Origin of the sequence: Streptomyces buecherae (assembly GCF_014295035.1) — a bacterium.
Lineage (GTDB): Bacteria > Actinomycetota > Actinomycetes > Streptomycetales > Streptomycetaceae > Streptomyces > Streptomyces youssoufiensis.
In genome coordinates this window covers 3,415,128-3,439,769 of sequence record NZ_CP060404.1, presented here as the reverse complement: position 1 = coordinate 3,439,769, position 24,642 = coordinate 3,415,128, and the positions used below count along the sequence as shown (strand labels likewise).

The window sequence follows — 24,642 nt, the reverse complement described above, 5'->3', positions numbered from 1 at the left end:
CAGACCCCGCCGATCCGATCGCGGGCGACGCCTTCGGACCGGCAACCGAACAACCACCCGAGCACGCGCCCGAGCGCGCTCCCGAGACAGCGCCGCGGGCGGCGCGCGAGACAGAGACGGGAACCCATGGCTGACGCATCCGGCCGCCGAGACGAGCCCCTCGTCCTCGGCATCGAGACCTCCTGCGACGAGACCGGGGTCGGCATCGTGCGCGGTCACACGCTGCTGGCCGACGCGGTCGCCTCCAGCGTGGACGAGCACGCGCGCTTCGGCGGCGTGGTGCCCGAGGTGGCCAGCCGGGCGCACCTTGAGGCCATGGTCCCCACCATCCAGCGGGCCCTGAAGCAGGCCGGCGTCGCGGCCAGCGACCTGGACGGCATCGCCGTCACGGCGGGCCCCGGCCTCTCCGGCGCGCTGCTCGTCGGCGTGTCGGCGGCGAAGGCGTACGCGTACGCGCTGGGCAAGCCGCTGTACGGGGTGAACCACCTGGCCTCACACATCTGTGTGGACCAGTTGGAGCACGGCGCGCTGCCCGAGCCGACGATGGCCCTCCTCGTCTCCGGCGGCCACTCCTCGCTGCTGCTCGCCCCGGACATCACCTCCGACGTACGGCCGCTGGGCTCGACCATCGACGACGCGGCGGGGGAGGCGTTCGACAAGGTCGCCCGCGTCCTGAACCTCGGCTTCCCCGGCGGCCCGGTCATCGACCGCATCGCCCGCGACGGCGACCCGGACGCGATCCGCTTCCCGCGCGGCCTGACCGGCCCCAGGGACGCCGCGTACGACTTCTCCTTCTCCGGCCTGAAGACCTCCGTCGCCCGCTGGATCGAGGCGAAGCGGGCGGCGGGCGAGGAGGTGCCGGTCGCCGACGTGTCGGCCTCGTTCCAGGAGGCGGTGGTGGACGTGCTGACCCGCAAGGCGGTGCGGGCCTGCAAGGACAACGGCGTCGAGCACCTGATGATCGGCGGCGGCGTCGCCGCCAACTCCCGGCTGCGCGCGATGGCCGAGCGCCGTTGCGAGGACGCCGGCATCGTGCTCCGCGTCCCGCGCCCGGGCCTGTGCACGGACAACGGCGCGATGGTGGCCGCCCTCGGCGCGGAAATGGTCGCCCGCGGCCGTTCCGCGTCGGCCTGGGACCTGTCGGCCGACTCCTCCCTCCCGGTCACCGACCCCCACGTGCCGGCGCCCCCACACGCCCCGGACCACGATCACGGCGACGGCCACGACCACGGTCACGCCCACGGCGACGGCCACTCCCACGACCACTTCCACGAGATGAGCAAGGACAACCTCTACTCATGACCCTCGCGCTGATGTGGGAGGCCCGAGCCGCCGACGGCCGCGGCCCGGAACTTCTCGACTGGGCCCGCGCCCAACCCCTGACCCCCGCCCCCCTCCGCCGCGAGACCTTCCGCGCCCCCGGCGACCGCGTCCTCGTCATCACCTGGTGGGACGCCCCGTACGAGGCGGACCTCCCCGAACTCCCCACCCCGGCGGGCGAGTTGCTGAGCCGTCCGGTGCACCGCTGGCGGTTCGAGGCGGTGGCGGGGGAGTAGGGGGCGCTCGCGGCGCGCGGGCGGGTGGGTGGGTTACTGGCCGGCTACTGACCAGGCTCAGGCTCGCGCGGCGGGGGGCCGCCCGGGGTGGGGCGGTTGCTGAGCTGGTCGGCGATCGAGGCGAGCCAGACGCGTGCGGAGTACGGGGCTGGTGGGTCGACCTCCATGCCCAACTCGGCGTGTCCGCGCTGTGCTCACGTGGCGTGAGGGGCATGGTGTCCCGCCCTGGAAGCAGGTCGGGAAGGTGGTCTGAACGGTGAAGCCCTGCGCACGGGCGGTATCCCGCTTCAGTGCGCCGCGCGCCGCCCGCACACTCACCGGGCCTCGGGTCGCCAAGATGCTTACTCGGGCGGGATAGGCGGCAGACCCGGTACGCAACGGCTCAGTCCTCTCGGAGAGTCCGCCAACGGTAACTGTGGTGTTCGCGCATGTGCGCCGTCATCGTGTCCGCGATGAGCGGCAGCCATTCCGTCCATGACAGGGAGCCGGAGCCCATGAGGTAGCCCTCCTGGAAGAACCAGAACAAGGAGTCTTCGTCGTGGAAGAGGGCCAGCGCTTCGTGGCATTCGCCGACCAGTCCGGGGAGGCGCCAGGGGCACGTGGGGTGGACGCTCTGGATGTACATCTCCAGTCCCTGGACCTCGGTGGTCTCGTCGTCCTCGTAGGCAATGCCGTCTTGGCCGAAGTACACCTGGAGGAGGTGGTTGAGATGCGGGAAGCGGAAGTTCAGCTCGTGGCGGGTGGGGGTGGCGTCTGCCAGGTTGGAGCCACTCCCGTAAGGCCAGCTCTCCACATAGTCAGCTACGTCCAGCAGAATGTTAGCTGTTTCTTGGTTGGACGACGCTCTCGGGATGTTTCGAACAATACCCGGAACTCCCTTTGGAGTAGCGGAAAATATCTCAGCAATACGGCGAACTTGGTCCGCTGTCTCGTGCAGTGTGCGTCCTCCTTGTTCGCTCAGGGCCCAGGCGGCACGGAGGACCGGTTGAAGTTTCCGGTTTCTCGCTTCGGCCGATGCGGGGAGTTCGCCCGAGTGGAACACGGAGAGGATGTCGTGAGCGCCGGATAGGCGGAGAAATTTGCAAGTCTCTTGGTCAAGCACGCGTTCTCTCGCTATCTTACGGTGTCACTGATGCTGGCATTGAGGTGAGGATAGTGAAGGGAGGGTCGAGGTCGGGAGCCGGCTTGGCTCTGATCTGCACGCCGCGCACTTCGTCGGTCTGCACCCCTCTCTTCGCCGCTTCTGGAGGAGAATTTGGCACTGGTTCCAGTTATTGTTCCGCAAACCATTTTGAATAGTTTGGAAGGCGGCCTATCGGGACCGGAGGCGAGGTAGCTTTTTATTGCACCTTCATTCTTCTCTATGCACTGTTGTGTGAACCGTTGGGCGTCGCTGAGGTTGGCGAAAGAGGACGAGCCTGGGATTCCGCTCTGGTCGCGGAGCCGTTGCGCTAGTTGGGCATCTATTTTTCCTACGTGCTTGTCTATTGTATGGGCGCCGCTGATTCCTTCCTGATTTGCCAAGTCTATGGGTAGCTTGAAGCTGTTCGGTGACGTCCCCGGAACGGTCCACTTGTGTTCCTTCTTGAACTCGTCCAGGGATCGCGCGCCGAATGCCTGGGCGCGTGCCTGTTCCGCGTGGAAGGTCGCGCGCCACGCTCTGCTGGAACTCGGCGTACGTGCTGGCCGCCGGGCTGCGCCAACCCGATTCGATGGCGTCGACGATGGTCGCCATGCGCTTGGCCTGTGTCGCGAGGTAGGACTGCATCTCGCTGAGGCCAGGCCAGGCAGACCGTCCTCCGGCACGGCAAGATCGCTCTTGTTCATTGCGCCCCTAATTTGAGGTAGCTGCTTTGCGGTCGGAAGTCCGGGAAGCGTGGGAGGGCTACGTCAGAGGGTTCTGGAAAGGTGAAAGGCCCGTGCGGCGCTTTCGGCTGGAGTGCCAACTTCCGGGCATGTTCGGTCCGGTGGTCCAGCATGCCTCCCCCTTGTCACCCTGGAGATCGGCACTGTAACAGCGAGTTCTGAATGGCCGTCGCCCATTCGGCCACGCTGGCCCCGCGAGGCACCCGCCGGCTAAGCGGGGCTCACGGGCGAGCCGCTACGCCCGGCAGCCCGACCGCGAGAGGCCAACCACCGCCGGAACTCCCCACCCCCGCACGGCATTCCGAACCCCCGCACCACCCCCACCCGTCAGGCCGACAGCCCCCGCACCAGCAACCGCCCCTCCAGCGTTCCGATCACCACGTCGCCCGTGGGCGTCGCGGTCAGGGTCAGGGGGGTGAAGGGGTGGCCGCCCGGGGACGTGAGGGGGTGGCGGGTGTGGAGGGTGCCGGTGGTGGGGGAGAGGGTGAGGAGGTCGCCCGTCGCGGTGGCCGCGTAGAGGGTGTTCGCGTGCAGGTCCACGCCCGCGATGGCGGAGTCGGTCGGCAGCGACCAGGTCGGCTCGCCGTGCGGGAGGGACCTGCGGGTGAGGCGGGGGGTGCCGGAGTCGGCGGTGGCGAGGATGAGGGCGGGGCCGGCGGCGTCGTTGACGTAGACCGCCGGGCCGCCACGGACGGCGGTCCTCGGGCCGAGCGGGAAGAGTGGCACGACGGCGCCGGGCGCGTTCCGTTCGCCGAGGGACACGCGGGCCAGCCACGTCTCCTGGTGGGCCAGCCGCGCCTGCTCGGCGGCGTACGCGTACGACCCTCCGGCGGCGTCGGCCCGTGCGGCGTCGGTCTCCGTGCCGGGTGGCGCCGGGCGGTCCCGTACGACCAGGGCGTACAGGTCCGGCGCGCGGCGGACGGTGAGTTCGGTGCGCACGTCGTAGTGGCCGAGGGGGACCGCGCCGAGCGGGGTGCCGTCGGGGGCGAAGAGCAGGGTGGCGGACGGGGACCACGAGGGCGGGGCGGGGAAGAGTTCGCAGGTGTCGCGGGCGGCCCAGACGCCGTCGGCGCGGGACGCGAGGAGGGCCGGGTAGCGGAGGTGGTGCTCCGTGCGCACGGAGCCGTCGGCCAGCGAGACCGCCAGCACGGTGGAGCGACGGTTGTCGCTGGTACCGGTGGCCACCGTGACGCGGGCGGTGCGCTCGTCGGGGGTGACCTGGAGCTGGAGGCCGACGTACTGGAAGGACTCGGCCGGCGGCGGCACCGTCCACATCCGCCGCCCCTCGGGCGACCAGCACTCCAGCAGGTTGTCCTCACGCGCGGCCAACACCCGGCCGTCGCGCAGCGCCGCCACCGCCCACACCGCGCGCCGCGCCCGCCAGTCGCGCCCGCCGGCCGTGGCCAGCTCGCGCAGCTCGGCGTGGCGCGCCGGGACGTCCACCTTCGGTAGGCGGGCCGCCCAGTCGGACGCGGCCGGTTGCCGTACGGCGAGGGGCGCGGGCTCGGGGGCGTCCGGGGGCGGCTCGGACGTCTCCTCTGCCTCGGGGGCCAGGGCGAGCCAGTCGCCCGAGGGCGGGCGGGGCACGGCGGACTCGGCGTAGCGGATCAGCCCCTCCGACGCCAGGTCGTGGTCGGTCTCGGTGAGGAGTACGTCGAGCGTGTCGGCGTCCCGCCAACGCAGCGCGGCCACGCCCGCGTCGGCGCACACCACCCGCGTCTGACGTCCCGTCACCACGTCGGCCAACAGCAGCGTGCCGTGGCGCGCGTACTCGTCCCCCTCGTCCGTGCCGACCGCGAGGAGCGGCAGGGTGGGATGGAAGGCGAGCGTGTCCACGGACTCGCCCGGTACCGCCACGGTGCGGTGGTACGACAGGTCGGCGCGCCGGTAGACCAGCACGCGGGGCGCGGGGCGCGACCCGTGCGGCAGGTCCACGGTGCGCGAGCGGGAGAAGGCGCCGCCCAGGTAGCCGACCACGGCCAGCCACCGCCCGTCGGCGCTCAGCGCGGTGTGGAACGCCGTGCCGACCTCGGGGAACGGCTCGTCGGGCACGATCCGTAGCGGCTGGCTCATCCCCTCGCCGCCCCGCGGGCGAGCAGGCCGTCGATGAGCGCGTGCAGTCCGTTAGGTACGTCGCAGGCGCTCGCGACCTCGTGCCACTGGTCGCCGAGCGAGGTCAGCCGGGGCAGGGTCGCCGCGTCCTCGGGCGTGAGCATGTCGGGGATCGGGCGGTGCGTCACGCCGTCGGTCGCCTCGTTGGCGCGGCGGTTGGTGGCGGCGTGGTAGGCGAGGTCGCCGTAGATGTAGAACCAGATGGCGCGGTAGGCGCGGATGGCCTCGCGCGGCTCCAGGCCGCAGCGGATCGCGGAGTCGAGGATCTCCTCCACCATCCACATGGCGCCCTTGTCGGTGACGTGCCCGAGGCCGAGCACCTCGACCACCCACGGCAGCCGTCGGAGCACGTCGTGGATGTGTAGGGCCGTGACGTAGATGCGCTCGCGCGGCGCCGGGGGCAGGTCGGGGCGTGGGGCGGAGGCGGCCATGCCGGCGAGGACGAGCAGCAGCAACTCGTCCTTGTCGCGCACGTGGTGGTAAAGCGCGCGCGGGGTGCTGCCGACCTCCTTGGCCAGCCGGCGCATAGAGAGCGCGTGCACGCCCTCCTCCTCCAGGATGCGCCGCGCGGTGGTCACGATCGCCGCGCGCTCCAGGCGCGGGGGCCGCCCCACAGGCCGCCCGGTGGCGCGCGCGCCCCCCGCTCCCGTCTCGGCCCCCGCTCCCGTCTCGGCCCTCGCTCCCGCCTCGCGCGCCGCTGCCGTCTCTTCCGTGCTCACCCGTTCACCCGTTCACCGCTTCTCGTCCCGACGTCTGGCCGGCCCGGCGCCCGGCACCCCGCCGCGCTGGCCACCCGGGCCACCCGGCCCACCCGACCATCCGGCCCGCCCGATCATCCGATCCGCCCGGTCCACCCAGCCACCCGATCACCCGATCCGCCCGGCCGCCCGACCGCCTGGTCCCCATCCTCCCCGGCGCCTGGCCGTGCTGCCGTGCCCACCCTCCCGTTCGGCCCCGACGGCACCGGCCGCCGGCGGTGGCGAACGGCCCCGGTGAGTTTTTCCACGCGTGTAGTAATCTGCGTCGCAGAGTGCTGGAAGCCGGCCGCGTGGTCGGCTCAATTCGCATGCCCGGAGGGTGAGTTGTGACGTACGAAGCCGGTCCCCGGGGCGGGACCACCGGAAGCGGTAGCGAGGTCGGGCGAACCGTTCCGCGCGGCGTGGACGCGGGGGGCGAGGCGGGGCCGGAGCCGCGGCACGGGGGACTGCTCGCGGTGGTGCTGACCGTCCAGTTCCTGGTGGCGCTCGACATGTCCGTGGTGAACGTGGCGCTGCCCGACATCCGCGCTGACCTGGGCTTCTCCGCCGACGACCTGCTGTGGGTGGTCAACGCGTACGCGCTCGCCTTCGGCGGTCTGCTGATGTTCGGCGGGCGCCTCGCCGACCTCGTGGGCCGGCGGCGCACGCTGATCGCCGGGCTCGCCGTCTTCGGTGCCGCGAGCCTCGGCGGCGGGCTGGTCGGCTCGCCGGGCGCCCTGATAGCCGCCCGCGCGCTCCAGGGCGTGGGCGCCGCGGCCCTGGCGCCCGTCGCCTTCGCCCTCATCACCGTCACCCTGCCGGCCGGGCCCGCCCGCTCCCGGGCGCTCGGCCTGTGGGGGATGGCGGGCGCGGCCGGAGGCGCGGTCGGCGTCCTCGCGGGCGGGCTGCTCACCGAGGCGGCCGGCTGGCGCTCCGTCCTGCTGATCAACGTGCCGATCGTGGCGCTCGCCCTGCTCGGCGCGCGCCGCTGGATCGCGCCCGGCCGGCGCACCGGCGCCCCGCCGCGGCTCGACCTGGCCGGGGCCGTGCTCGTCACGCTCGGCATGACCGCGCTCGTCTTCGGCCTGGTGCGAACGGAGAGCTACGGCTGGGCCTCGGCCGGGACGGTGGGCACGCTCGCCCTCGCGGTGCTGCTGCTCGCCGCGTTCGTCGTGGTCGAGCTGCGTACGCGGCAGCCGCTGCTGCGCATCGGGCTGCTGGCCAACCGCCCGCTGCTGGCCGCGAACCTCTTCGTGATGCTGCTGTTCTCCGGCCAGTTCGCGACGTTCTACTTCCTGTCGCTCTACACCCAGCAGGTCCTCGACTACGGCCCGACCGAGGCCGGCCTGTCCTTCCTGCCGTTCTGCGCCGGGATCGTCGTCGGCTCGGTGATCGCCACCCGCGCCGTGACCGCCGTCGGCCTGCGCTGGCCGCTCGTGATCGGCGGGACCGTCGGGGCCGCCGGCTTCGGCTGGTTCGCGCTCGCGGTCTCCGCCGACGGCACGTTCCTGACCGCCATGCTCGGCCCCTCCCTGGTCGCCAGCGTGGGCGTCGGCATGTGCTTCGTACCGCTGGGCACCGCCGCCACCACCGGCGTCACCCCGGCCGAGGCCGGCATGGCCTCCGGGTTGCTCAACAGCTTCCGGCAGATCGGGGGCTCGCTGGGCCTCGCGGTCCTGGTGACCGTGGCGGCCCGCGCCACCGACCGGGCGCACGGCTCCGCCGCCGAGCGGCTGACCAGCGGATACGCCACCGCCTTCGCCGCCTCGGCCGGCCTGCTGCTGGCCGCCGCGCTGGTCGCGGCCACGCTGCTACGGGGACGGGGACGGGGACGGGGACGGGGCCAGGCCCTGGCGCCCGGCGCGTCCGCCGAAGCCGCCGCCACCGCGACGGGAGCCGGGGCGGGCGCCGTGGCCGAGGGTGGGCGCGCACGGGGAGCGGCCGGGTAGCGGGCCTCGTCCCCGCCCGTCGCATCGCCGTCCCGCTGACCAGACCACCCGGTCCGGGGGCGGGGCCCGACGTCGCCGGAGCCCGGCCGCCCGCCACCCGGACCGGGGCCACGCCCCGGGTCAGCAGCCGGCTACGCGCCGGTGGTCAGCAGCCGCCACGCGCCGGTGGTCACCGGCCAGCTACGCCCTGGTGGCCACCAGGACCGCGTACCCGATCCGGGTGTCACCCGTGAACCGGACGGCGATGTCCCTCGTGCGCCGGAGGAGATCGACGACCGCCGGGTCGGCGGCACCCCCGTCGATGGTCTGGAGGAGCTTCTCGGCGGCGTCCCGGCAGCTCTCGTACGTGCCACGGACGCTGTGCTCGGATATGTCGAGCGACTCCCTGAGCGTCAGGCCGCTCCTCGCCAGCAACTCCGGGTACGCGGCGAGCGGGACGATCGAGGGGGCCCGCACCAGCTCGCCGAAGGTCGCCAGCAACTCCTCGTCCGCCGGGGACAGCGGGCCGCGCAGCACCACGTTGGAGATCACCACCCGTGCGCCGGGGCGCAGCACCCGCGCGGTCTGCCGCAGCACGTGCTCCGGGTCCGGCATGTGCAGGAGGGACTCGAACAGCCACGCGCCGTCGAAGCTCCGCGCCGCGAAGGGCAGGTCGACCGCGTCCGCTCGCTGGAAACGCACCGTCTCGGCCAGCCCTTCCCGGGCGGCGAGTTCGGTGGCCACCCGCACCTGCTCCGGGCTGATCGTCACACCCGTCACCCGGGCGTCGGTCGCCATCGCCAGTTCGACGGCCGGGCGCCCGGCGCCGCAGCCGATGTCGAGCACGGACTGACCGGCGGTGGCGCCGAGTTTCTCGATCATCAACGCGGTCATGCGCCGGGAGGCTTCCACCATGGAGCCGCTGTCCGAGGCGTCCGGCCAGTAGCCGTAGTGGATGCTGCCGCCGAGCGCTGCGAGGAAGAACTCGGTGGACTGGTCGTACATCGCGCTGATGCTCTCGGCATGGGACACATGGGTGTCGTTCATCGTCGGAACCTTTCGTCGTGCCGAGGGCCGCCCGTCGAGCCCGACCGCCTGCCGTCTTGGCGCCGACCCCGACGGACGGCGCGGACCGAGCGTCTCCCGCCCCGGGCTCGGTTCACGGTGCGGTTCGGCATCCAGGGCGGGGAAATACGCCTGGTGCGGGAGTGTTGCCCAGACATTCGAGCGGTGCCGGAGCAACCGACGTGCCACCGAGGTGAGTCGGGCGAGGCGTCCGGCGACGGTAAGCCGGCCTCACGAGCGCCCGCCCCGCCGGAGACCGCCTGCTCAAGGCCAACGCGCGTGCCCATGCCCACGACGCCCAGGCCAGTGCGCGCCCACGCCCCGCGACGGCGCCCAGCCCAACGCGCGCCATCGCCCGCGCGTGCCCGCGCGCGCCCGCGCCGGGCCCGCCCGTCCTACCCGGCCGGCCGTGCCGGGTGGCCGATCAGCATGGAGGGCGCGCCGGCCACCCGGGTCAGGAAGACCGTCGCCGACGCCGCGCCCTGCGGCCTGACCTTCTTGCGCAGCTCCTCGGGCGTCACCGGCGAACCGCGCTTCTTCACCGTCAGCACCCCGACCTCCCGCTCGCGCAACAGCGCCTTGAGGCGTTTGACGTTGAACGGCAGCACGTCCGTGATCTCGTACGCGCTGGCGTACGGCGTCGGCACCAGCTCGTCCGCGGTGACGTACGCGATCGTCGGGTCGATCAGCCGCCCGCCGACCCGCTGCGCCACGTCCGCGACCAGGTGGGCCCGGATCACCGCCCCGTCCGGCTCGTACAGCCAGCGGCCCACCGGTCCCGGCTCGGGGTCCGGGAGCCCCGCGCCGGTCAGCGAGGCGCCGCCGGGCAGCAGGGTCGCGCGGCGGGCGCCCGGGGCCGTGCCGAACCACAGCACGGCCTCCTTCACGTCCCCGCCGTCCGAGATCCACTCCGCCTCGGCGTCCCGTGGGATCGCCTCGTGCGGCACGCCGGGCGCGACCTTCAGCGCGGCGTACGGGACGGCGCGGGCGGCGCCGACGGCCCAGGACAGCGGCGGCGAGTACGCCTCGGGGTCGAAGATGCGGCCCCGGCCGCCGGTCGTGGAGCCGCCCCGTCCGGTGGCGCGCCGGGCGGGGTCGACGAACACCGCGTCGTGACCGGCGGTGTCCACGTCGGCGACGTCGGCGCAGCGCACCTCGATCAGGTCGGCGAGGCCAAGCGCCGCCGCGTTGGCGCGGGCGACGGCGCAGGTCAGCGGGGAGCGGTCGACGGCGAGCACCCGCACGCCGGCGCGCGCCAGCGCGATCGCGTCGCCGCCGACGCCGCAGCACAGGTCGGCCAGTCGGTGCGCCCCGAGGGCCGCGAACCGTTCCGCCCGGTGCGCGGCCACGGTGGCGCGGGTGGCCTGCTCGACGCCGTCGGGCGTGAAGTACATCCGGTACGCGTCGGCCGCGCCGAACTTCGCCGCCGCCCGCTGGCGCAGCCGCGCCTGGCCGATCGCGGCGGAGACCAGCTCGGCCGGGTGATCGCGGCGCAGCCGGGTGGCGGCGGTCAGCTCGGCGGCCGGGTCGAGGTCGCGCAGCGCGCCGAGCAGGGCCTGCCCCTCGTCGGTCAACAGGGCGTGGAAGGTCTCGACGGGCGGGGTGGTGGCGCTCACCGGCTCATTCTCGCAGCGCACCCGCGACCGGGGCGCGCGGGCGGGCGGCCCGGTCGGACGCGCCCGGCACGCGCTCCGAACGCGCCCCCCGACACGCCGCGTACGTGGCCCGACGAGCGGCGCCGCGTTGGCACTCCGCTTGACCGAGTGCTAACCGCGTCCTAGTCTCAGGGCTGGCACTCCACATCGCGGAGTGCCAAACACAGCGACGGGCAGATCCGGCACCCGCGACGACGGATCTACCAGGTCGCCACCTCAGACAGTTAACCCCGTGAGATCTCCGAAGGGGGAGGTCGGATCGTGACGACCGCCAGCTCCAAGGTTGCCATCAAGCCGCTTGAGGACCGCATCGTGGTCCAGCCGCTCGACGCCGAGCAGACCACGGCCTCGGGCCTGGTCATTCCGGACACCGCTAAGGAGAAGCCCCAGGAGGGCGTCGTCCTGGCCGTGGGCCCGGGCCGCTTCGAGGACGGCAACCGTCTTCCGCTCGACGTTTCCGTCGGCGACGTCGTGCTGTACAGCAAGTACGGCGGCACCGAGGTGAAGTACAACGGCGAGGAGTACCTCGTCCTCTCGGCTCGCGACGTGCTCGCGATCATCGAGAAGTAATTCACCCAGTTTTACGTGATCTGCGCCCCGGCCACCCGTGTCTGAACAACCGGGCGTCCGGGGCGCAGTTCTCTGGAGAGGACTCTAGGCAACCATGGCGAAGATCCTGAAGTTCGATGAGGACGCCCGTCGCGCCCTCGAACGCGGTGTCAACAAGCTCGCTGACGCCGTCAAGGTGACGATCGGCCCCAAGGGCCGCAACGTCGTCATCGACAAGAAGTTCGGCGCCCCGACCATCACCAACGACGGCGTCACCATCGCCCGTGAGGTCGAGGTCGAGGACCCGTACGAGAACCTGGGCGCCCAGCTCGTGAAGGAGGTGGCGACCAAGACCAACGACATCGCGGGTGACGGCACCACCACCGCCACCGTGCTGGCCCAGGCGCTGGTCCGCGAGGGCCTGCGCAACGTCGCCGCCGGCGCTTCCCCGGCCGCCCTGAAGAAGGGCATCGACGCCGCGGTCAAGGCGATCTCCGAGGAGCTCCTCGCGACCGCCCGCCCGATCGATGAGAAGTCCGACATCGCGGCCGTCGCCGGTCTGTCCGCCCAGGACAAGCAGGTCGGCGAGCTCGTCGCCGAGGCGATGGACAAGGTCGGCAAGGACGGTGTCATCACCGTCGAGGAGTCCAACACCTTCGGCCTGGAGCTGGACTTCACCGAGGGCATGGCCTTCGACAAGGGCTACCTGTCCCCGTACATGGTCACCGACCAGGAGCGTATGGAGGCCGTCCTCGACGACCCGTACATCCTGATCCACCAGGGCAAGATCAGCTCCATCCAGGACCTGCTGCCGCTCCTGGAGAAGGTCATCCAGCAGGGTGCCTCCAAGCCGCTGCTGATCATCGCCGAGGACGTGGAGGGCGAGGCGCTGTCCACCCTCGTCGTCAACAAGATCCGCGGCACGTTCAACGCCGTGGCCGTCAAGGCCCCCGGCTTCGGTGACCGCCGCAAGGCCATGCTCGGCGACATCGCCACCCTCACCGGTGCGACCGTCATCGCCGAGGAGGTCGGCCTCAAGCTCGACCAGGCCGGCCTGGACGTGCTGGGCACCGCCCGCCGCGTGACCATCACCAAGGACGACACCACCCTCGTGGACGGCGGCGGCAACGCCGACGACGTCAAGGGCCGGGTCGCGCAGATCAAGGCGGAGATCGACGCCACGGACTCCGACTGGGACCGCGAGAAGCTCCAGGAGCGCCTCGCGAAGCTGGCCGGTGGCGTGTGCGTGATCCGCGTCGGCGCGGCCACCGAGGTGGAGCTCAAGGAGAAGAAGCACCGTCTGGAGGACGCCATCTCCGCGACCCGCGCCGCGGTCGAGGAGGGCATCGTCTCCGGTGGTGGCTCCGCGCTCGTCCACGCCGCCAAGGTGCTGGAGGACGGCCTGGGCAAGGAGGGCGACGAGGCCACCGGTGTCGCCGTCGTCCGCCGCGCGGTCGTCGAGCCGCTGCGCTGGATCGCCGAGAACGCCGGCCTCGAGGGCTACGTCATCACCTCCAAGGTCGCCGACCTGGAGAAGGGTCAGGGCTTCAACGCCGCGACCGGCGAGTACGGCGACCTGATCAAGGCCGGCGTCATCGACCCGGTCAAGGTCACCCGCTCCGCCCTGGAGAACGCCGCGTCCATCGCGTCGCTGCTGCTCACCACCGAGACCCTGGTGGTGGAGAAGCCGGCCGAGGAGGAGTCCGACGCGGGCCACGGCCACGGCCACGGCCACTCCCACTGATCCCCGGATCAGCCAGCACCACCGACGAGGCCCGGCGCTCCCCTCAGGGGGAACGCCGGGTCTCGGCGCGTCGGCCCGGTCCCGGCTCCGCGCCCAGGCCCGGGCCGGCCGGAGCGGGCCACCGCTGGACATGGCCCTGACATCCGGCCGCGCGCGGGGCGCGCCGTGCCGGACGGCAATCGGCGGGGGCCGCGTGCCCGTACGAGGCGTACGGGGTGTACGAGGCGTACGGGTCGTGCGAGGGCAGGCGCCAACTCGCTTACGTACGCGACCGGTTGAAGAATCCGGGACAGGGGTCAGCGCGGCCCGTAGCGGCGGCCGGTCCCGGAGGAGGCGCGGGCCAGCGCGGCGCGGGGCGCGAGCCTGGCCAGGCCGGTCAGGGCCTTGTACCGGGGGTCGGGCACCGACAGCGACTTGCCGCGCGCCAGGTCCTTGAGTGCCGCGTCCACCAGCCGGTCCGCGTCCAGCCACATCCAGCCGGGAATGTTGCCGGTGTCCATCCCGGCCCGCTGGTGGAACTCCGTCCGCACGAACCCCGGGCACAGCGCCATCAGCCGCACCCCCGAGTCGCCCAGGTCGTGGGCCGCGCCCTGGGTGAACTGCACGACCCACGCCTTGCTCGCCCCGTACGTGCCGCGCGGCACGAACGCCGCCACCGAGGCCACGTTCACCACCCCGCCGCGACCCCGCTCGCGCATCGGCGCCACGGCCGCCATGGTCAGCCGCAACACGGCCTCGCAGTGCACCTTCAGCATCGTCAGCTCGTCCGCCACCGGGACGTCCAGGAACTGGCCCTTGTTGCCGAACCCGGCGTTGTTGACCAGCAGGTCGACCGGGCGCGCGCGGTCCCCGAGCCGCTCCTCGACGGCCGCGATGCCCGCCTCGTCGGACAGGTCGGCGGAGATCACCTCGACCTCCACGCCGTGCCGGTCGTGCAACTCCGCCGCCTGCTCCCGCAGCCGCCCCGCGTCGCGCGCCACCAGTACCAGGTTGTGCCCGGCCCCGTGCCCCTTGGCCTGCGCGGTTCCCTGTGCGGCCAGCCGCCGCGCGAACGCCGCGCCGATGCCCGCCGTCGCTCCCGTGATCAGTGCAGTCGTCATACGGGGCACGCTATCCGGCCCCGGCGCGACGGCGAGCACGGACGCCCCTGGTCAGTGCCGCGCCACGGCCGCGCGGCGCGCCGCCATCCGGGCCGAGCGGGACGAACTAGGAACTCTCGCGGCGCGCACCCGCCTCCGCGCGCCGCAGCGCCTTCTCGTACGCCTCCGGGTGCAGCGCCCGCCCGGCCGCCAACACCCGTGGCCACAGGTCGGGTTCGCCGGAGCTGGCGCGGAACAGGAAGGCGACGCTCACCTCGTGCTCGGGCCGGTACGCGATCTCGATCGGGTCCCCGGCGCTGATCTCGCCCGGCTCGATGACGCGCAGGTACGCGCCGGGCAACCTGGCCTGCGTGAACCGCTTCACCCAGCGCTGCTCGCCGAGGAAGCCCGCGAAGGTGCGGCAGGGCGTGCGCGGCGAGGTCACCTCGAGCAGCAGCGAGCGCCCGATCCGCCAACGCTCCCCGATCAGCGCGCCGTTGACGTCGAGCCCGCTGGTGGTGAGGTTCTCGCCGAAGACGCCGCTGGGCAGCGCGCGGCCCAACTCGCCCTCCCACATGTCGAGGTCCTCGCGCGCGTACGCGTAGACCGCCTGGTCGTCGCCGCCGTGGTGGCGGATGTCGCAGACGGCGTCCCCGGCCAACCCGCTGGCCCCGACGCCCTTGGGCCCGGGGGCGCTGACGGCCACCGGGCCCGTGACGGGCCGCTTGTCGATACCGGTGTGCTCGGCGTCGGTGTGCGCGGAGCGCTCCGGGCGGCCGAGGTTCAGTGAGAGCACGTACATGCCCGCACGGTAGCGACCCGCCCCCAAAGCGTCGAGCGAAATTTTACGTTTCCCCCCAAGGGTCCCTTATGCTCGAAGCATGATCGAGGCCCGTCACCTCCGAGTGCTGCGCGCGGTGGACTCCACCGGTTCCTTCTCCGCGGCGGCGCGCGACCTGGGCTGTACGCAGCCGGCGGTCAGCCAGCAGATGAAGGCCCTGGAGCAGGCCGCGGGCACCGCGTTGCTGGTCCGTACGGGCCGCGAGATCCGGCTGACCGAGGCGGGCCGCGCCCTGCTGCGGCACGCGGTCGGCATCCTGGCCGGGCTGACCGCCGCCGAGGAGGAGGTGGCCGCCATCGCCGGGCTTCGCGCGGGCCGGGTGCGGCTGGTCTCCTTCCCGAGCGGCAGCTCCGCGCTGGTGCCCACCGCCCTGGCCGAGCTGCGCGCGGCCCACCCGGGCACCGAGGTCTCGCTGGTGGACGCCGAGCCGCCGCGCTCGGTGGAACTGCTGCGGGCGGGCGAGTGCGAGATCGCGCTGGCCTTCCGCTATCCGGGGGTCGGCGGCGCGGCCGGCACCCCGCGGGACGCGGCCGAGTGGAGCGACCTGGCGGTACGCCCGCTGCTGACCGACCGGCTGATCGGCCTGGTCCCCGAGGGGCACCGGTTCGCCGAGGCGCGGGTGGTGGGGATCGCGGAACTGGCCGAGGAACCGTGGATCGCGGGCTGTCCGCGCTGCCGCCGGCACCTGGTCGAGGTCTGCGAGGAGGCGGGCTTCACGCCCCGCATCGACTTCGCCACCGACGACTACCCGGCCGTGGTCGGCCTGGTCGGCGCGGGCCTGGGCGTCGCGGTGCTGCCCGAACTGGCGCTGGAGTCGGTGCGGACGAAGGGGGTGCGTACGGTGCGCGTCGAGCCCGCCGTGCACCGCGAGGTGGTGGCGCTCACGCTGCCCGACCTGACGCGTGTCCCGGCCGTGGCGGCCACCCTGGACCGACTGGAACTCGCCTCCCGACGCGCCGTCGGCCACCCGCCGCGGCCCGCCGCCACCGCCGACCCGGCCGTTGCCGACGCGGCCCCCGACATCGCACTCGACGCCGTACCCGACCCCACGGCCGACGCCGTCGCCGCCGTCGCCACGGCACGGTCCGCGTCCGGCCGGCCGGACGCGCGGCACGCCGCCCGCTGAACCGGGGCCCCGCCTCGGTCGCGCTCCGCCGACGCGTCAGCGGGGTTCGCGCCCGCGCACATTGCTCGCGCCGCGCTCCGCCAAACGGGTGGGAAGTGGGCCGCCGGTGCGGCGGTCAGCTCATGCGGTACGGCGGGGGTTGCGGTGCGGCCGACGGGCCGGAAAGGCTCGGGGTGACCCACAGGCAGGAGAAACGTTTCTGCTGATCGGAGCGGGGCGTCAGCTCGCCGACGGGGTGGCGGCGGCGATCGCCCGGTGGCGCGCGCGCCCCATCAGTTCCTCGCGCTCGTCCTCCGTCAGGCCGCCCCACACGCCGTACGGCTCCCGCACGGCGAGCGCGTGGGCCGCGCACTCGGCGCGCACCGGGCACCGCATGCACACCTCCTTGGCCGAGGTCTCACGCGCGCTGCGCGCCGCGCCGCGCTCGCCCTCGGGGTGGAAGAAGAGCGAGCTGTCGACCCCCCGGCACGCGGCCAGCAACTGCCAGTCCCACAGGTCGGCGTTGGGTCCGGGAAGGCGGGAGAAATCTGCCATTGCTATCCCCTTGCAGGCGATCTGATGCGGACGGGGTGTCGCGTGGTCGCGCATCTGCTGTGTAAGCAGATGTAAATATGACTCATTGCGAATCTAGCCATAGACGCCGCCGAAATGAAGTAAAAGCCACCAAATAGGGCAAAGGATCCGAAGGAGGCGCGGCCTGCGGCTCGCGGTTCGGAACGTGTTCCTCCCCTCACGGAGCGTGCCGAAGGTGGCCCTCTCACCCCGTAACTCTTTCGGGTGACCGTCGTTGAGAGTGCGAGGCGGTTGATGAATGAAGCGCTCGGGCAGATGTCCGACGGATCGACCGCTCAGGTGACGAAAAGTACCCAGCCTGGAGGCTCAAGGTGACGCGCATCAGCTCCGGAGGGCGGCCATGACTTCCGTCCTCGTTTGCGACGACTCCCCGCTTGCCCGAGAGGCGCTGCGCCGCGCGGTGGCGACCGTGCCCGGCGTCGAGCGCGTGACGACTGCGGCCAACGGCGAGGAAGTCCTCCGCCGCTGGGGCGCCGACCGCTCGGACCTGATTCTGATGGACGTACGGATGCCGGGACTCGGTGGCGTGGAGACCGTGCGCCGCCTGCTGTCCGCCGACCCCGGTGCCCGGATCATCATGCTGACGGTCGCCGAGGACCTGGACGGCGTGGCCCTCGCGGTCGCCGCCGGCGCCCGCGGCTATCTGCACAAGGACGCCTCGCGCGCCGAGTTGCGGGCCACCGTGACGCAGGCGCTCGCCGACCCGACCTGGCGGCTGGCCCCGCGCCGGCTGCGCTCGGCCGAGATGGGCGCGGCGCCCACGCTCACGGCGCGCGAGATCCAGGTCCTGGAGGGCATGAGCCACGGCCGCTCGAACGCCGAGATCGGCCGGGAGCTGTTCCTCTCCGAGGACACGGTGAAGACGCACGCGAGGCGGCTGTTCAAGAAGCTCGGCGCCTCGGACCGGGCCCACGCCGTCGCGCTGGGCTTCCGCTGGGGTCTGGTCCGCTAGGGCCCCTCGCCATGGATCGCCTGCCTCCCGCTCGCTGGGTGGACGACGCTGACGGTGCCGCTGACCGCCCGCGTCGCCCCGTGGGGCGTGGTGGCGGCGTGACGCGCCCCGTCCGCCGCGCGGTGGGCGGGGGCGGCGGGAACGAACGCCTCCGGAACCGATTTGAGTGGGTCGTACGTCACCTTCCGCACGCGCGTGACCAGCGAAGAGGCCACCGCCGTGGGCGAGCCGGCCGCGTGCTGGGCGGCGGATGCGGCAGTCGCTTGTGTCAGTTCGGCCCGCGCTGCCGCATCCTTGAGGCATGGAGTTCCTCGGGGACGGCTTGGGCAGGCGTGAGGGGAGGGCGCGCGAGGTGAGTGCGAACGCTCCCGCTTATAACGCTTCGACGTACAACCACGGGCGCGGTGCCACGGAAGTCGCGGCGCCAAGGCACCATGGACCGATGCGTGACGACGAGAAGCCAGGGTCGGCCGTGGCCGCGGGCCCTGGCGACATCGGAACCCTCGTCCGCCGCGCCACCGCGGGCGACGATCGGGCCACCCACGACCTCCTCGCCCTCGTGCACCCACTCGCCCTGCGGTACTGCCGCAGGAAGCTGTCCCGGCTGCCGGGCGACGCCCGGCACTTCGTGGACGACCTGGCGCAGGAAGTCTGCCTCGCGGTGCTGTGCGCGCTGCCGCGCTACCGCGACACGGGCAAGCCCTTCGAGGCGTTCGTCGTCGCCATCGCCGCGCACAAGGTGGCCGATCTCCAGCGGGCCGCGATGCGCCGCCCCGGCAGCACGGCCGTGCCCTCCGACGAGATGCCCGAGCAGCCCGACGACTCGCTCGGCCCCGAGGAGCGCGCCCTGCTCAGCAGCGACGCCGCCTGGGCCAAGAAGCTGCTGGCCAACCTCCCCGAGCACCAGCGCGAGCTGGTCCTGCTGCGGGTCGCGGTCGGCCTGACCGCGGAGGAGACCGGGCAGGTGCTCGGCATGTCGCCGGGCGCGGTCCGGGTCGCCCAGCACCGCGCGCTGAGCCGGCTGAGAGCCCTCGCCGAGCAGTAGGGTCCGACGCCCACACCGCTCGCCCGGCCCACCCGCTCCCCGTCCCATCCGCCTCTCGCTCCACCCGCTTCCACCCCCCGGCGGGCCCGTGGTCCCGGCCGAGCGGGGACGTTGGGCGGGTGGAGCGGGGGACGTACGGCCGGTGGCGAGTCGGCTGACCGGCCCGGAAGGGGAATGCGGCATCCGGGTGGCCGGAGGGCGGAATGTTGGGGTCGCCCCGCCCGTTAGCATGGGAGTCCGCGCCGAGGCAAGACCATCTGGAAGGGTGTCATGACTGACAACGTCGACGGAGTGCCTGAGAAGTTCGCGATGCTCGGGCTGACGTACGACGACGTGCTGCTGCTGCCGGGCGCCTCCGAGGTGCTGCCCAACGCGGTGGACACCTCGTCCAGGATCTCCCGCAACGTGCGGGTCAACATCCCCCTGCTGTCCGCGGCGATGGACAAGGTCACCGAGTCGCGGATGGCGATCGCGATGGCCCGCCAGGGCGGCGCGGGCGTGCTGCACCGCAACCTCTCCATCGAGGACCAGGCCAACCAGGTCGACCTGGTCAAGCGCTCCGAGTCCGGCATGGTCACCGACCCGATCACGGTCCGCCCGGACGCCTCGCTGCACACGGCGGACGCGCTCTGCGCGAAGTTCCGCATCAGCGGCGTGCCGGTCACCGACGAGGCGGGCAAGCTGCTCGGCATCGTCACCAACCGCGACATGGCCTTCGAGCTGGACCGCAGCCGCCAGGTGCGCGAGGTCATGACGCCGATGCCGCTGGTCACCGGCAAGGTGGGGATCTCCGGCGAGGACGCGATGCAGTTGCTGCGTCGCCACAAGATCGAGAAGCTGCCGCTGGTCGACGAGGCGGGCGTGCTCAAGGGCCTCATCACGGTCAAGGACTTCGTCAAGGCCGAGCAGTACCCGCACGCGGCCAAGGACGCCGAGGGCCGGCTGGTCGTCGGCGCGGCCGTCGGCGTGGGCGACGAGGCGTTCGACCGGGCGCAGGCGCTGGTGGAGGCCGGGGCCGACTTCCTGGTGGTGGACAGCGCGCACGGGCACAGCCGCGGCATTCTCGACATGATCGCCAAGATCAAGTCGAACGTCCGGGTGGACGTCGTGGGCGGCAACGTCGCCACCCGGGACGGCGCCCAGGCGCTGATCGACTCCGGCGTGGACGGCGTGAAGGTCGGCGTGGGCCCGGGCTCGATCTGCACCACGCGCGTGGTGGCCGGCATCGGCGTGCCGCAGGTGACGGCGATCTACGAGGCGGCCCGCGCCTGCCACGCGGCGGGCGTGCCGCTGATCGGCGACGGCGGCCTGCAGTACTCGGGCGACATCGCGAAGGCCATCGCGGCCGGCGCGGACACCGTGATGCTGGGCAGCCTGCTCGCCGGCTGCGAGGAGTCGCCCGGCGAGATGGTCTTCATCAACGGCAAGCAGTTCAAGTCCTACCGGGGCATGGGCTCGCTGGGCGCCATGCAGTCCCGTGGCCAGGCCCGTTCGTTCTCCAAGGACCGCTACTTCCAGGACAACGTCCTGTCCGAGGACAAGCTCGTCCCCGAGGGCATCGAGGGCCAGGTGCCCTACCGTGGCCCGCTCGCCTCGGTCGCCCACCAGCTCGTCGGCGGCCTGCGCGCGTCCATGGGGTACGTCGGCTCCGCCAACGTGGCCGAGCTCAAGGACAAGGGCCGCTTCGTGCGCATCACCGCGGCGGGCCTCAAGGAGAGCCACCCGCACGACATCCAGATGACGAGCGAGGCGCCGAACTACTCGCGGCGCTGACCGGCGGCTTTACCGACTGGTGCGCTCGGCCCGGCCGCCCCACGGCCGGGCCGATCGCCGTTCCGGCCCCGGGGCGGGCCGACAGCCGCTACGCTCGTCGGCGCCGACCGAAGGGGGTCCGATGCTGTACGCGGTGAAGTTCACTGAGGAAGCGGCCCGGGTCCGCGACGAGCTCCCCGGCGACCGCCGGGCCCTGCTGGAGCGGGGCCTGTCGGTGTTGGCGCAGGACCCGCAGCCGAAGATCTCGGTGCCCATCTCGGGCGACGAGACCACCCGCTCGCTGGCGCTGACCCCGAACATCGGCATCGAGTACCTGGTCAGCGACGGCCTGCTGCTGGTCCTGGTGGTACACGTCGTGGACTTCACCCAGGTCCTCGTCGAGGAGTGAGCGCGCGGCCTCGCGTGATGCGCCCGCAGGGCATCCCGTGCGCCCCCAGTGCCCCCGGTCGGGGATACTGGGGGCGTAATCCGTAGGAAGGGCCACACAGTGACTGAGATCGAGATCGGCCGCGGCAAGCGCGGTCGCAGGGCGTACGCGTTCGACGACATCGCCATCGTGCCGAGTCGTCGCACCCGGGACCCCAAGGAGGTCTCGATCGCCTGGCAGATCGACGCCTACCGCTTTGAGCTGCCGTTCCTGGCCGCGCCGATGGACTCGGTCGTCTCGCCGCGGACCGCGATCCGCATCGGTGAGCTGGGCGGACTCGGCGTGCTCAACCTCGAAGGGCTGTGGACCCGGTACGAGGACCCCGAGCCGCTGCTCGCCGAGATCGCCGAGTTGGACGAGCACACCGCCACGCGTCGGCTCCAGGAGATCTACGAGGCCCCGATCAAGGAAGAGCTGATCGGCCAGCGCATCAAGGAGGTGCGGGACTCCGGCGTCGTGACGGCCGCCGCGCTCTCCCCGCAGCGCACCGCGCAGTTCTCCAAGGCCGTGGTCGACGCGGGCGTGGACATCTTCGTCATCCGCGGCACCACCGTCTCGGCCGAGCACGTCTCCGGCGCCGCCGAGCCGCTCAACCTCAAGCAGTTCATCTACGAACTCGACGTGCCGGTCATCGTCGGTGGCTGCGCCACGTATACCGCTGCCCTGCACCTGATGCGCACCGGCGCGGCGGGCGTCCTGGTCGGCTTCGGTGGCGGCGCCGCGCACACCACGCGCAACGTGCTGGGCATCCAGGTCCCGATGGCGACCGCGGTGGCCGACGTCGCCGCCGCGCGCCGGGACTACATGGACGAGTCCGGCGGCCGGTACGTGCACGTCATCGCCGACGGCGGCGTCGGCTGGTCGGGTGACCTGCCCAAGGCGATCGCCTGCGGCGCGGACGCCGTGATGATGGGTTCCCCGCTGGCCCGCGCCACCGACGCGCCGGGTCGCGGCTACCACTGGGGCATGGAGGCCGTCCACGAGGACGTGCCGCGCGGCAAGCGGATGAACCTCGGCGCGGTCGGCAGCACCGAGGAGATCCTGCTCGGCCCCTCGCACATCCCCGACGGTTCGATGAACTTCTTCGGCGCGCTCCGCCGCTCGATGGCCACCACCGGCTACTCGGAGCTGAAGGAGTTCCAGCGGGTCGAGGTGACGGTCGCCCCGTCGCAGCACGACAAGCGGTGACGACTCACCAGCCCTGACCTGCCCGGCCGCCCCGCCACCGAGCCGGCCCGCGCCCCGCGCGGCCGGCTCACCGACTTCCGGCGGCCACGGTCCAACACAGCGCCGCGCCCCGCCGATTGACTCGGCGGGGCGCGGCGTTGGTGCGTGGGGTGGGCGTCAGCCCGTCGCTCAGCGGTTGCTCAGCTTGTGCGCGGCACCGTAGGCGGCGATCGGCGACAGCGCCATGAAGATGTACGTCAGGGCGTCGGCGTCTTCCTTCCAGCCGTCGTACAGGTCGCCGAAGTGGTCGAAGAAGAACTCGTTGGCGGACGGCGCCTGGCTGCTGTCCCCACCCATGCGCTCCGCGACGTTGGACAGGAAGTCGCTGGCCACCAGCGCGTAGCCGTACATCTCACCGAGGAAGACGGCGATGAGGGCGAAGACCGCGCCGACGATCCACAGGCCCTGGTTGCGCCCGCCCAGCTTGGCGACGACGAAGCCGACGAGCGCGCCCAGCGCCACACCCGCGTAGGCGAACTGCGTGATCTCCGGCTGCTGGCCGTCCGTGTCCGCCAGCGCGCTCAGCAGGAAGGCGTAGAGCAGCCCGCCGACGAGGGCGGCGGCGACACCGGCCAGGAGGGCGAGGCCCACGTTGCCCTGCGGCGCGGGGGCGGGGGCCGGTGGCGGGAAACCACCGCCGTACTGGGGCTGCTGCTGGCCCCCGGGGTAGGGCTGCTGCGGGTAGCCGTAGCCACCCTGTTGCTGCGGGTACCCGCCTGGCTGCTGGGGCTGCTGGGGCTGTTGTGGTTGCTGCCAAGGCTGGCTCATGAGATCCCCCGGGGATGAAGGTGTGTGCGACCGCGCTCCGGGGACAGAAAAAGGTGGAGTGCGGTTGGTTATTTTCGAGCCACAAACTAACAGCTTGGTCGGACGGTCAGACAAGCTGAGGAGTTGTCCGTGACACGCCTGGGACGTGCCCGAGACAACCTGGCCCGCTATATGCCCATTCGGCGCTGTCGGCCGTGAAGAGTTGGTGCAGGGCCTCCACAGCATGCGACCGCTTGTGGAGCGGGGGCCGTGGGGGTCTCGCAGGTCGGAAGGGGCTCAGGGGGGCGCCATCTGGCGGGCGTTAAGCCGAGATAAGAATCCGGCATAGGGAATAATCTCATCTTATGGCGCAAAGTAAGTCGTTCAGCGGACGTGACATGGGCATCGACCTCGGCACCGCGAACACCCTGGTGTACGTGCGGGGCAAGGGGATCGTGCTCAACGAACCATCGGTCGTCGCCGTCAACGCGGTGGACGGCACGGTGCTGTCGGTGGGGTCGGAGGCCAAGCGCACCATCGGCCGTACGCCCTCCAACATCGTGGCGGTGCGCCCCCTGCGGGACGGGGTCATCGCCGATTTCGAGATAGCCGAGCGGATGCTTCGGCACTTCATCAAGAAGGTCAGCGGTGGGCGCCGGTTCTCCCGGCCCCGGGTGGTGATCTGCGTGCCGTCCGGGATCACCGGTGTGGAGCGGCGCGCGGTCATCGAGGCCGCCTCGCAGGCCGGGGTGCGGCAGGTGCACCTGGTGGAGGAGCCGATGGCCGCGGCGATCGGCGCCGGGCTGCCGGTCGGCGAGCCCACCGGCAGCATGATCGTGGACATCGGTGGCGGCACCACCGAGGTCGCCGTGATCTCGATGGGCGGCATCGTCACCGCGCGCTCGGTCCGTACGGCGGGCGACGCGATGGACGCGGCGATCACGTCGTACGTCAAGAAGGCGCACTCGCTGGCGATGGGGGAGCGCACGGCGGAGCACGTGAAGATGGCCATCGGCTCGGCGGCGCCCACCGGTTACTGGTCGGCGCAGACCCTGGACGCGCTCAGCCGGCGGGCCGGGTCCGACGTGGAGTTGCCCGCGGAGCAGGCCGCCGCGGTCGAGCAGGTGGCCGAGGGCGCGGCGGAGAGCGACACGGAGCGTACCCAGGCGCTGGTGCCGCCGGACCGGTGCACGGTGCGCGGCCGGGACCACGCCAGCGGGCTGCCCAAGACGTTGGAGCTGACGGCGGACGAGGTGCGGCACGCGCTGTCGGAACCCGTGGAGGCGATCGTCAGCGCGGTGCGGCAGACGCTGGACGAGACGCCGCCGGAGCTGGCCGGCGACATCATGGACCGTGGCATCGTGCTGACCGGCGGCGGGGCGCTGCTGCGTGGCCTCGACACCCGGCTCAGCCAGGAGCTGGACATTCCGGTACTGGTCGCCGACGAGCCGCTGGACTGCGTGGCGGTGGGCACCGGGCGGTGCGTGGAGGACTTCGACGCGCTGCGCAAGGTGCTGGACGCGCAGCCGCAGCGCCTGGTGCAGATGTCCCGGGTCTGAGCCCCGCGCCCGCCGGACGGCGGTGACGGTGGCCGTGGCGTTCAGCGGACGTCGGGCCCGGCCGCGTACGGGGAGGCCGGG

General features: G+C 72.5%; 21 protein-coding genes and 1 pseudogene. 12 read left to right on the top strand and 10 right to left on the bottom strand.

Annotated features, from left to right (window positions below; translation table 11 throughout):
• The first annotated feature begins 126 nt into the window (after nucleotides 1–126).
• Together tsaD and H7H31_RS12850 are read left to right on the top strand one after the other, a co-directional pair.
• Nucleotides 127–1,302 (top strand): tRNA (adenosine(37)-N6)-threonylcarbamoyltransferase complex transferase subunit TsaD, encoded by a 1,176-nt coding sequence (gene tsaD, locus H7H31_RS12855; protein WP_187060123.1) that lies wholly within the window; start codon nucleotides 127–129, stop codon nucleotides 1,300–1,302.
• The gene (locus H7H31_RS12850) at nucleotides 1,299–1,556 is read left to right on the top strand and encodes a hypothetical protein (protein ID WP_176163561.1); all 258 of its coding nucleotides are present in this window, start codon (nucleotides 1,299–1,301) and stop codon (nucleotides 1,554–1,556) included. Before tsaD ends, H7H31_RS12850 begins: the two co-directional genes overlap by 4 nt.
• Before the next feature lie 382 nt (nucleotides 1,557–1,938).
• On the opposite strand, the gene H7H31_RS12845 is transcribed toward H7H31_RS12850, so the two are convergent.
• From H7H31_RS12845 to H7H31_RS12830, 4 genes are all read right to left on the bottom strand, one after another.
• Entirely contained in the window at nucleotides 1,939–2,349 is a 411-nt protein-coding gene (locus H7H31_RS12845) for a contact-dependent growth inhibition system immunity protein (protein ID WP_187059702.1), read from the bottom strand.
• A 320-nt stretch (nucleotides 2,350–2,669) separates the two neighbouring features.
• Nucleotides 2,670–3,383, bottom strand: coding sequence for an RNase A-like domain-containing protein (locus H7H31_RS34975; RefSeq protein WP_372455932.1), 714 nt, complete (start codon nucleotides 3,381–3,383; stop codon nucleotides 2,670–2,672).
• A 366-nt stretch (nucleotides 3,384–3,749) separates the two neighbouring features.
• A complete protein-coding gene (locus H7H31_RS12835; protein ID WP_187117911.1) occupies nucleotides 3,750–5,495 on the bottom strand; it encodes a hypothetical protein in 1,746 nt (581 codons plus the stop codon).
• Complete coding sequence (locus H7H31_RS12830) at nucleotides 5,492–6,112, bottom strand: TetR/AcrR family transcriptional regulator (RefSeq protein WP_232109816.1); 621 nt, start codon at nucleotides 6,110–6,112, stop codon at nucleotides 5,492–5,494. The genes H7H31_RS12835 and H7H31_RS12830 overlap by 4 nt, the downstream gene beginning before the upstream one ends.
• Nucleotides 6,113–6,693: 581 nt before the next feature.
• Between H7H31_RS12830 and H7H31_RS12825 the strand changes: the two genes are divergently transcribed.
• The gene (locus H7H31_RS12825; RefSeq protein WP_232109815.1) at nucleotides 6,694–8,220 is read left to right on the top strand and encodes an MFS transporter; all 1,527 of its coding nucleotides are present in this window, start codon (nucleotides 6,694–6,696) and stop codon (nucleotides 8,218–8,220) included.
• Nucleotides 8,221–8,400: 180 nt separating this feature from the next.
• Here H7H31_RS12825 and H7H31_RS12820 read toward each other — a convergent pair whose 3' ends face one another.
• Nucleotides 8,401–9,246 (bottom strand): SAM-dependent methyltransferase, encoded by an 846-nt coding sequence (locus H7H31_RS12820; protein ID WP_187063628.1) that lies wholly within the window; start codon nucleotides 9,244–9,246, stop codon nucleotides 8,401–8,403.
• Between the two features lie 413 nt (nucleotides 9,247–9,659).
• Complete coding sequence (locus tag H7H31_RS12815; protein WP_308284209.1) at nucleotides 9,660–10,880, bottom strand: class I SAM-dependent methyltransferase; 1,221 nt, start codon at nucleotides 10,878–10,880, stop codon at nucleotides 9,660–9,662.
• A gap of 300 nt (nucleotides 10,881–11,180) precedes the next feature.
• Between H7H31_RS12815 and groES the strand changes: the two genes are divergently transcribed.
• Nucleotides 11,181–11,489: a co-chaperone GroES gene (groES, locus tag H7H31_RS12810; RefSeq protein WP_014178834.1), complete on the top strand. Its 309-nt coding sequence runs from the start codon at nucleotides 11,181–11,183 to the stop codon at nucleotides 11,487–11,489.
• 94 nt (nucleotides 11,490–11,583) lie between these two features.
• Nucleotides 11,584–13,212: a chaperonin GroEL gene (groL, locus tag H7H31_RS12805; protein ID WP_187063626.1), complete on the top strand. Its 1,629-nt coding sequence runs from the start codon at nucleotides 11,584–11,586 to the stop codon at nucleotides 13,210–13,212.
• A 296-nt stretch (nucleotides 13,213–13,508) separates the two neighbouring features.
• Here groL and H7H31_RS12800 read toward each other — a convergent pair whose 3' ends face one another.
• Together H7H31_RS12800 and H7H31_RS12795 are read right to left on the bottom strand one after the other, a co-directional pair.
• Entirely contained in the window at nucleotides 13,509–14,312 is an 804-nt protein-coding gene (locus H7H31_RS12800; RefSeq protein ID WP_187063625.1) for an SDR family NAD(P)-dependent oxidoreductase, read from the bottom strand.
• Between the two features lie 106 nt (nucleotides 14,313–14,418).
• Entirely contained in the window at nucleotides 14,419–15,093 is a 675-nt protein-coding gene (locus tag H7H31_RS12795; protein ID WP_187063624.1) for an MOSC domain-containing protein, read from the bottom strand.
• A gap of 79 nt (nucleotides 15,094–15,172) precedes the next feature.
• Here H7H31_RS12795 and H7H31_RS12790 point away from each other — a divergent pair.
• Nucleotides 15,173–16,087 (top strand): annotated as a pseudogene (locus H7H31_RS12790) (LysR family transcriptional regulator); the annotation flags it as partial.
• Nucleotides 16,088–16,477: 390 nt separating this feature from the next.
• On the opposite strand, the gene H7H31_RS12785 reads toward H7H31_RS12790, so the two are convergent.
• The gene (locus H7H31_RS12785; RefSeq protein ID WP_176163571.1) at nucleotides 16,478–16,792 is read right to left on the bottom strand and encodes a WhiB family transcriptional regulator; all 315 of its coding nucleotides are present in this window, start codon (nucleotides 16,790–16,792) and stop codon (nucleotides 16,478–16,480) included.
• Between the two features lie 379 nt (nucleotides 16,793–17,171).
• On the opposite strand from H7H31_RS12785, the gene H7H31_RS12780 reads away from it, so the two are divergent.
• The 5 genes from H7H31_RS12780 (at nucleotide 17,172) to H7H31_RS12760 (ending at nucleotide 22,216) form a co-directional block, all read left to right on the top strand.
• On the top strand, nucleotides 17,172–17,783 hold the full coding sequence (locus tag H7H31_RS12780; RefSeq protein WP_003948568.1) for a response regulator transcription factor: 612 nt from the start codon (nucleotides 17,172–17,174) through the stop codon (nucleotides 17,781–17,783).
• Nucleotides 17,784–18,225: 442 nt separating this feature from the next.
• Nucleotides 18,226–18,828 (top strand): sigma-70 family RNA polymerase sigma factor, encoded by a 603-nt coding sequence (locus H7H31_RS12775; RefSeq protein ID WP_176163572.1) that lies wholly within the window; start codon nucleotides 18,226–18,228, stop codon nucleotides 18,826–18,828.
• Between the two features lie 270 nt (nucleotides 18,829–19,098).
• Entirely contained in the window at nucleotides 19,099–20,601 is a 1,503-nt protein-coding gene (gene guaB / locus H7H31_RS12770; protein ID WP_176163573.1) for an IMP dehydrogenase, read from the top strand.
• 121 nt (nucleotides 20,602–20,722) lie between these two features.
• Nucleotides 20,723–20,989 carry a hypothetical protein gene (locus tag H7H31_RS12765; RefSeq protein WP_187063622.1) on the top strand — a complete coding sequence of 89 codons (267 nt, stop codon included), beginning with the start codon at nucleotides 20,723–20,725 and terminating at the stop codon, nucleotides 20,987–20,989.
• A 99-nt stretch (nucleotides 20,990–21,088) separates the two neighbouring features.
• On the top strand, nucleotides 21,089–22,216 hold the full coding sequence (locus tag H7H31_RS12760; RefSeq protein ID WP_187063621.1) for a GuaB3 family IMP dehydrogenase-related protein: 1,128 nt from the start codon (nucleotides 21,089–21,091) through the stop codon (nucleotides 22,214–22,216).
• Between the two features lie 168 nt (nucleotides 22,217–22,384).
• Here H7H31_RS12760 and H7H31_RS12755 read toward each other — a convergent pair whose 3' ends face one another.
• Nucleotides 22,385–23,023, bottom strand: coding sequence for a hypothetical protein (locus H7H31_RS12755; RefSeq protein WP_187063620.1), 639 nt, complete (start codon nucleotides 23,021–23,023; stop codon nucleotides 22,385–22,387).
• Nucleotides 23,024–23,367: 344 nt separating this feature from the next.
• Between H7H31_RS12755 and H7H31_RS12750 the strand changes: the two genes are divergently transcribed.
• Nucleotides 23,368–24,561 (top strand): rod shape-determining protein, encoded by a 1,194-nt coding sequence (locus tag H7H31_RS12750; protein ID WP_187063619.1) that lies wholly within the window; start codon nucleotides 23,368–23,370, stop codon nucleotides 24,559–24,561.
• Nucleotides 24,562–24,642 lie beyond the last annotated feature (81 nt).